The organism is Shewanella sp. MBTL60-112-B2 (assembly GCF_019655055.1).
Classification (GTDB): Bacteria; Pseudomonadota; Gammaproteobacteria; order Enterobacterales; family Shewanellaceae; genus Shewanella.
The window spans coordinates 1-8,118 of sequence record NZ_BPFA01000056.1; the positions used below are offsets into that span (position 1 = coordinate 1).

General features: G+C 42.8%; 8 protein-coding genes. All 8 read right to left on the bottom strand.

Translation table 11 applies throughout. The annotated features are described in order from the left end of the window. Positions 1-837: 837 nt before the first annotated feature. The 8 genes from mutT to K5Q73_RS21770 all read right to left on the bottom strand — a co-directional run bounded on the left by mutT (position 838) and on the right by K5Q73_RS21770 (position 7,454). On the bottom strand, positions 838-1,233 hold the full coding sequence (mutT, locus tag K5Q73_RS21050) for an 8-oxo-dGTP diphosphatase MutT (protein WP_220765768.1): 396 nt from the start codon (positions 1,231-1,233) through the stop codon (positions 838-840). Further along, positions 1,230-1,466: a DNA gyrase inhibitor YacG gene (gene yacG, locus K5Q73_RS21055; RefSeq protein ID WP_220765769.1), complete on the bottom strand. Its 237-nt coding sequence runs from the start codon at positions 1,464-1,466 to the stop codon at positions 1,230-1,232. The genes mutT and yacG overlap by 4 nt, the downstream gene beginning before the upstream one ends. A gap of 59 nt (positions 1,467-1,525) precedes the next feature. Then, entirely contained in the window at positions 1,526-2,260 is a 735-nt protein-coding gene (zapD, locus tag K5Q73_RS21060) for a cell division protein ZapD (protein WP_220765770.1), read from the bottom strand. An 8-nt stretch (positions 2,261-2,268) separates the two neighbouring features. Continuing rightward, positions 2,269-2,874: a dephospho-CoA kinase gene (gene coaE, locus K5Q73_RS21065; protein ID WP_220765771.1), complete on the bottom strand. Its 606-nt coding sequence runs from the start codon at positions 2,872-2,874 to the stop codon at positions 2,269-2,271. Between the two features lie 21 nt (positions 2,875-2,895). Beyond that, positions 2,896-3,807, bottom strand: a complete 912-nt coding sequence (locus tag K5Q73_RS21070; RefSeq protein ID WP_220765772.1) for an A24 family peptidase — start codon at positions 3,805-3,807, stop codon at positions 2,896-2,898. 64 nt (positions 3,808-3,871) lie between these two features. Continuing rightward, the gene (locus K5Q73_RS21075) at positions 3,872-5,140 is read right to left on the bottom strand and encodes a type II secretion system F family protein (RefSeq protein WP_220765773.1); all 1,269 of its coding nucleotides are present in this window, start codon (positions 5,138-5,140) and stop codon (positions 3,872-3,874) included. A 78-nt stretch (positions 5,141-5,218) separates the two neighbouring features. Further along, positions 5,219-6,928, bottom strand: coding sequence for a type IV-A pilus assembly ATPase PilB (gene pilB, locus K5Q73_RS21080; protein WP_220765774.1), 1,710 nt, complete (start codon positions 6,926-6,928; stop codon positions 5,219-5,221). Between the two features lie 85 nt (positions 6,929-7,013). Then, positions 7,014-7,454, bottom strand: coding sequence for a type IV pilin protein (locus K5Q73_RS21770; RefSeq protein WP_374706898.1), 441 nt, complete (start codon positions 7,452-7,454; stop codon positions 7,014-7,016). Between the last annotated feature and the right edge of the window lie 664 nt (positions 7,455-8,118).

Sequence of the window (8,118 nt, forward strand, 5' to 3'; positions counted from 1 at the left end):
TAAAATACCGATTGCTAACTTATCTAGAATACAGCTACCCGTTAAGGTGGCAGCTTCACTTAAAGTAGGTAGTAGGCATAAATGCCATTCTTAGTGATAAAGAGTCGACGTCAACCCGCCGCTGAGCTTGGCCAGAAGCGGCATCCATGCGTTTCAGGCATTCAGCACATCCATGTGCTTTGCCTCCAGCTTGCTGGCAGTTTTATTGCCCCTGCGATAACTGCATTTCCGCCATCCTTGGCGGTCACCGCTTCTCCGCGTTCACTCTTCACTTAAAGCAGAGGGGGCTGAATGATGTGTATTCAAAGCGCCAGACTTTCACCCCTATGTGAGAGTAGGCCATTTCCAGAATTTATTAAGGTAGCTTTTGTGTACAGGAAGTACTTATCCTCGAATGCCATGGATGGCATAGGAGGGGAGTTGCGTTTGACGTTTGTAAAATACCGAACGCTAACTTATCGAGAATACAGCTACCGGTTAAGATGACAGCTTCACTTAAAGTAGGCATAAATGCCATTCTTAGCAGTATAGAGCCGACGTCGGTCGATAAATGTTCCAGACAATATCGGCACTTCCACATCTGATTTTTAGGACTAACAAATGCCTTGGTGACAAGGATGTCATTGAAAGGCCTTGGCGGTCGCCCTGCCGCTGAGCTTGGCCTGAAACTGCATCCATGCGTTTCAGGCATTCAGCACATCCATGTGAGTCGTAGGTCATTTCCAGTCGCCACTCTTATTTCACTTTTGTAAAAGTGAAGACAAAACAAGATCCCCGAAAGAGAAGCAAAAAAGCCCGCTACTATGTAGCGGGCTTTTAAGTTCGTACTCGTTGAAGCTAGCTCAGGCTAAGGATCTTTTCTAAGATGGCTTTATTGGCTTCAGGAAAGTCATATTGCGTTAGTTGCTCTTGCTCTACCCAGCGGACTTGTTGACCTTCTAGGCCTTTTGCTTCGCCGCTGAATTGAGTAACCCAATGGATATCCAAGAAAACCTGTTTGTCACCATAGTCGTGGTGAATTTCCATCATAGCTTGGGTGTTAACAACGTCTAAATTGACTTCTTCTTTAAGCTCTCTAATTAGCGCTTCAGAGGTTGTTTCAGATACTTCTACCTTACCACCAGGAAATTCCCATTTTCCGCCTTGATGAAGGTTTTGTGGGCGCTTAGCTAAAAGAATTCTCTTGTCGGTATCTTGAATAACGCCTACTGCGACATGTACGACTTTACTCATTGGTGCTTGCCATCATCCGCTGGTCCATCCATGAAAAAGTCAGCTTCGTCATAACCTAGCTGGTCTAACATTTCAGGATCAAACTCAGGTTTTACTGGAATAGCATGTTTTTCAGCAGCCCAATCACCTAGATCGATAAGTTTGCAGCGGTCGCTACAGAAAGGTTTAAATTTTGACTCAGCATTCCAAGCAACTGAAGCCTGGCAAGTTGGACATTTCACGGTTAATGACATATTGAACCTTGTCAGTTAAGAGGCTGACGCTTGATAGTGTATTAGCAGATTTTAAAGTGTTAGGCGCAGGTTGCCAACTCGAATTCGATAGTTTGATCTGAATGCTTTTGTTGGTCAAACTTTACAAAGTGAATAGCGTAGCGGTTTCTATTACCACTAATGGTTGGGTAACACCCTTGGTCAGCGGCAAGCTTGACTCGTATAAGGGACAAAGGCTGTTTGCTACTCCCTTGATAAAAACCACCGCAAGCCTGTTTCAATTGGTACTCTGTTGTCTGCCTTGTTAAGTCAAGAAGCAAGTTTACTGGAGAAAGTATGCTTGCAAAGTGGCTTACCCAATCTTGATACTCACTCTGACGTTCTTGCCAAGGTTTTGCTAGCCAGTAATGGAGTTGCGGTAAATCAAAATTACAGCTAGCGCCTGGCATATTGAATCTTTGCCTTAGGGCTGACAAAAAGCGATCTTTTTGTAGCTCATGACCAGGTCGCTGAGAGGCTAGCAATATATCTCTGCAGGTGCTTAGCTTAGAGATATAACGTTCTACTTGCTCATCATTAATAGGAGGTAGTGATTGCCACTTCGATAAGGCAAAAAGCTGTCTGTCTAAGTCTTTAAGGACTTCGCCGCGGTAATCGCAGCGTTCGGTGAGTTCACACAATGAGAATAGAGGGTAAAAACAGCGATGTTGGTGATCTTGATCTAGGTTAGCCTGTAGTTGCTGCGCCAAATATTCTAGGCGCAGGTAGCTACGAGTTTTTTCGTTAAGAGGCTGTTCATAGATCAATTCAGTCATGGCGTTATTCAAGAATTACTGGATAATTTTAAATAAAAGTTATGTAGTGCATTTACCTTGCACTTTAACGCCGATATCTCTCCATGGTTGTCTATGACATCATCAGCTTTTGACAGTTTTTCAGCTCTAGAAGCCTGACTGCCTATTATATTTTTGACTTGCTGTGCAGTAACTGCATCTCTGCTAATCGTTCTTTGTTGCTGCAGTTCCGGTGAAATATCCACCAGAAGTGTTCGGTCTACTAACCTATCTAACCCGTTCTCAAATAGCAAGGGTACAACCATAATTACATAATCTGATTGGGCAGCTTTGCACTGCTCCAGCATTTCATCTCGAATCATTGGGTGTAAAAGGTTATTTAACCAAAGCCTTTCAGAGTCATCTGAAAAAATCTTTTGTCTGAGCTTTGCGCGGTCTAGGTTGCCATCTGCAAGTAGTGTATCTGTGCCGAAGTGCTCGGTAATTTTTATAAGACCTATAGAGCCCTTTGCTACAACATCGCGAGCGATAATATCTGCATCAACAAGTGTTATGCCTAGCTCCTCGAAGAGGTTGGCAACCGTAGTTTTTCCGCTACCTATTCCGCCAGTCAGTCCAACAATAAAATCAGCCATAGATATTTTTACCTCTTAGCTTTATAAAGTGGAAAGATACCAGTTAGTAATGCTCTCGCCCCAGATCATAGCTATCCAGCCAGCAGCTGCGATGTAAGGCCCAAATGGAATAGGGTTACCATGATTTAATTTCTTGAACACAATAAGTGCAATGCCGACGACCGCGCCAACCAATGATGAAAGTAAGATCACTAGCGGCAGTACTTGCCAACCAAACCAAGCGCCAAATACGGCTAATAGTTTAAAGTCGCCATAGCCCATACCATCCTTGCCCGTAAGCAGTTTAAATAGCCAAAACACGCTCCATAAACTTAAGTAACCCGCTGCAGCACCTATTAAGGCATCGGATGTTGTTGCAAAGGTGCCACTTAAGTTAACGATAAGACCTAGCCATAATAAAGGCAGAGTAATTTGATCTGGTAGCAGCATTTCGTCCAGATCGATACCCGTTAAGGCGATAAGGCAAAAGGTCAGTAAGGTTGTAAGCGCAAACTCGAAAGTTGGGCCAAAGTGCCATGCTAAGAAAGCGACTAGCGCGCCGGTAATAAACTCGACAACAGGGTAGCGAGCTGAGATAGGATTGCTACAGGCTGCGCATTTACCCTTTAGCATCAGCCAGCCAAGTATCGGCAAGTTATGGATAGCTTTGATATTAGTTTTGCATTTGGGGCAAGCAGAGCCAGGAACGACTAAATTGTATTTATCTGGAAAAGCATCGATTGGCGCTTCAAGCAGTTTTTTATTGCTATCAAACACCTGTTTTTTGTACTCACTTAGGTAGTGATTACACTCTTGTTGCCACTCACGTTTCATCATTACCGGCATGCGGTGAATTACCACATTTAAAAAACTGCCGATAACAGCTGCAAACACAAAGCTTAAGCTTATAAACAGCCAAGAGTTCTGGCTAAAAACAGAAATTAGTTCAGTCATTATTTTTCTTAAATTTTAAAGGCGTTGATACATCCTTAGCGCCTTGGAAGTGTGTAAAGATATACTACCCTACAACATTACCCATTTGGAAAATTGGTAAGTACATGGCTACAATCAGGCCACCCACAACGGTGCCGATAACTACCATCATAATCGGTTCAATCAGGCTTGATAAGCCATCAACGGCGTCATCGACCTGCATCTCATAGATGTTAGCCACTTTATTAAGCATATTATCAAGTGATCCCGACTCTTCGCCAATCATTACCATCTGCACTAGCATATCAGGGAATAAACCGGTTGTGCGCATGGCGACGTTCATCTGCATGCCAGACATCACTTCGGTGCGAATCTTTAATATAGCTTTGCGATAAACTGCGTTACCTGATGCACCCGCAGCGGACTCTAGGCCTTCTATCAAAGGTACTCCGGCAGCAAAGGTTGTGGCAAGAGTTCTGGCAAATCGTGCCATAGCGCCTTTATGCAGGATTGGTCCAATGGCGGGTATTTTTAGTAGAAATGCGTCGACCTGGTCTCTAAAGTGTTGCGAGTTAAGATGAGCTTTCTTGAATAGGAAAACGGATATACCGATTGCTAAAGCAAAGAAGTACCAAGAGCTTTCTAGCCCGCGGGATATCTTTAATACAAATTGAGTAAATGCTGGCAGTTCAGCACCAAAACCACTGAAAATTTCTTCAAATTGAGGAACGACAAATAGTAATAATAAAGAGGTAACCAATATAGCAACTATAACTACTGCTGCTGGATAGAGCATAGCTTTTTTAATTTTTGATTTAAGCGCTTCGGACTTTTCTCTGTAAGTAGCAATACGATCGAAAACGGTATCGAGGGAGCCTGAGTGCTCGCCTGCTGCAACTAGGTCCACATAGAGATCATCAAAATACTTTCTGTGAGGACGAAGCGAATCAGATAACGGGATACCGGATTGTATTTCGGAAAGAATTGTCGCTAACAACTCACGCATCTTAGCTTTTTCATGGCCGCGGCCAAGCAGTTCAATAGTTGTTACTAGGGGGACACCTGCCGCAAGCATGGTAGCAATTTGGCGAGTAACCATAGCAATATCCATGGGTTTAATTTTTGGGTCGCCAAGCTTGAGTATAGGAGCCGCTTGTTTCTTTACTTGCTTTGGGGTTACGCCTTGGCTTTTTAGTTGCGCACGTATCTCGGCACTAGAGATCCCTCTTAATTCGCCGGAAGTCTTAGAGCCATCTCGATTGGTGCCTTTCCATTCATAAGTAACAACTTTAGGTTCACTTTTATTTTTTTTTCTATCACGAGACAGCTTGGAAGTTTTGGATGCAATTGCCATAGCGACCTTTTATCTAGTTATTTTTAGGTTCGATTTTAATGTTACTTACTATCACCATTTATGTGTCTATTTTTAGAATTAGAAACTGGTGACTCGATTTATCTCAGTGATGCTAGTGACGCCTTGAATGACCTTGAGTAGACCTGAGTCTCGTAAGTCGCGCATACCTTGAAGTTTGGCTTGCTTAAGGATTTGTAATGAGTTACCGCCTTCCATGATAGTGCGGGCAATCTCATCGGACATCTTCATCACTTCGTAGATACCGACTCGCCCTTTGTAGCCGCCAGAGCATAGGTCACAGCCAACGGGTTTGTGCGGGGTAATACCAGCGTCTACTTGCTGTTGGTTAAAACCAAGCTTCAATAACTCCTCGGCAGGGATTGCTTCAGGTGCTTTGCAATTAGGGCACAGTCTTCGTGATAATCGCTGAGCAATAATCAAGTTAACCGAGCTGGCGATGTTATAACCGGGTACGCCCATGTTGATTAAGCGAGTTAAAGTTTCCGCCGCGGAGTTGGTATGCAGTGTCGATAATACCAAGTGACCAGTTTGCGCCGCTTTAATGGCAATTTCAGCGGTTTCTAAGTCTCGAATTTCACCGACCATCACCACATCAGGATCTTGACGCAGGAATGAGCGCAGAGCTGATGCGAAGGTTAAACCAGCTTTTAGATTAATGTGAACCTGATTAACGCCTTCGAGGTTTATCTCGACCGGATCTTCAGCGGTAGAAATATTACGCTCTTCAGTGTTAAGAATATTAAGGCCAGTATAAAGCGATACGGTTTTACCAGAGCCTGTAGGGCCAGTAACTAAAATCATGCCTTGCGGTTTTTGCAGCATCTCTTCGTATAATAATCTTTGATCGTCTTCATAACCGAGCTTTTCAATGCCGAGCTGAGCCGATGATGAGTCCAAGATACGCATTACAATTTTCTCGCCCCAAATTGTGGGCAAGGTGCTAACGCGAAAGTCGATAGATTTGGAGCGCGATAGCTTCATCTTGATACGGCCGTCTTGCGGTACTCGACGCTCGGCAATATCAAGTTTTGACATCACCTTTAAACGGGCTGAAATACGGCCTGAAAGATTAACCGGAGGCTCGGAGACCTCATGCAAGATACCGTCAATACGAAAGCGGATGCGATAGCGTTTCTCGTAAGGCTCAAAGTGCAAATCTGATGCCCCTTTACGTATGGCATCAGTTAAAATTTTATTAATATAGATGACAATTGGCGCGTCATCTTTACCGCTACCATCTTGCTCTTCATCGCGCTTATCGGTATCGGTAACTTCGATTCCGGCTAAGGCTTGTTCATCGATATTATCAAGGTCTAGGCCGCTAAGATCATCTTCTAAAGCGACTTCTAAGGCTTTGTTGAGTTTATCGTCCTCAACTAAAATGGCCTCGGCATGCAGGCCTGCACTAAATTGAAAGTCTTCTAACGCTGCAATATTAGTGGGGTCAGATGTCGCGATATAGAGTCGGTTGCCACGCTTAAATAACGGCAGGCATTTATGCTTCTCGATCAGCTTCTTATTGATGAACTCTTTTGGGATAGAGCCGATATCGAATTCATTCAGGTCTAGCAGTGGGGTGCCATATTCTTCGTAGCAAAGCTCGGCAATTTTGCGTGAATCGATTAGGTTTTCTGAGATAACGGTAGAGACAAGAGAGGTTTTATTTTTACGAGATTTAGCGATAGCAATCGCTATCTGCTCTTCTGTGAGCAAATTTTTTCGGATAAAGAGTGTTGATAGACCAAGATTTAAGCCTGTAGTTGGCATTTTCTACTCATTAATATATTGAGATTAAGTGAGAGTGAAAATTACTTCCACCCTCACTAAGTCTATATGGGCCGCTTTACAAGTATTAGCTTGTTGGTAAGCCTGCACCTTTTTGGCAAATAGCTAAATCACTTTCAGCACCTTTTGCGCCTTTAGTCATCGTATAAGTAACTCCACCTGCACCATCAAATGCAGCTGTAAGGATACACTTATCTTCAGTCCAAACAAGACTTACAGCTGTATCTACTTGTGGGTCTGCAGTTAATGCAGTCATCTTTTTATTCTTAGCAACTTCGTCTTTTATACCTTTACAACCAATATCAGTCTGATTACATGCTTGAATCTTTTGAGCAAACGCTGTTATGCCTTTCATTGATGCACCACCTTGAGCTGATGTTACATAATCTTTGTAGGCCGGTAACGCAACTGCTGCCAAAATACCGATAATCGCAACAACGATCATCAATTCAATTAGGGTGAAGCCCTTAGCTTTGTTCATTTGTGACTTATTCATCATGTTGTTCATGTCTATCTCCATTAGAAAGCTTAAAAGTTTTGGCTAGCGGCCTAATCACGGCATTTCGATTAGTAACCTATTAAATTATTAATCACTGCAAACCAAAGGTATGGCTAGCACTGGTTTAATAATTGAATTAAGCGCGTATCCAAAAATATATTCAGTGTAAATAGTGCTTCAACCTTGCTTGATGCTCCTGCGTTAGCGCATCGCATTGCTCCATGTTAATCATGAAGCTCCATGCTAATCATGAATAAATGATGACTAGCGCGACGAGAGGTATCAGTGTCTATCTTATTTCAAATTTTAGTTATGTGATTACCTAGCTTAGTTGTTAATAAAGTGATTCTTGTTAACACGTACAGAGTATTAAATTTGTACATATATAGTCATGAATGCTAATAATAAATTTTGATTGAAATTTGCACAGTCAAAAAGTTATTTAAGCTTTCTCTCTATTTACATTAATAACAGGTGAATCAAAACGGCTATTTGCCTTAGTGCAAGTTAGTACAAAGTTAATGAAAATGGAATACCAGATTGCCACAAAGTACTGAGGGATCCCCTCATAATTTCCCCAAAGCACAACCATGTTTGAATAGATTTTGAGCAAGCAGGGTTGCAGCCGCGAGCAAGTCTTCCCTCGTTATTGTGTAGCCAGAATGCCGCAAAA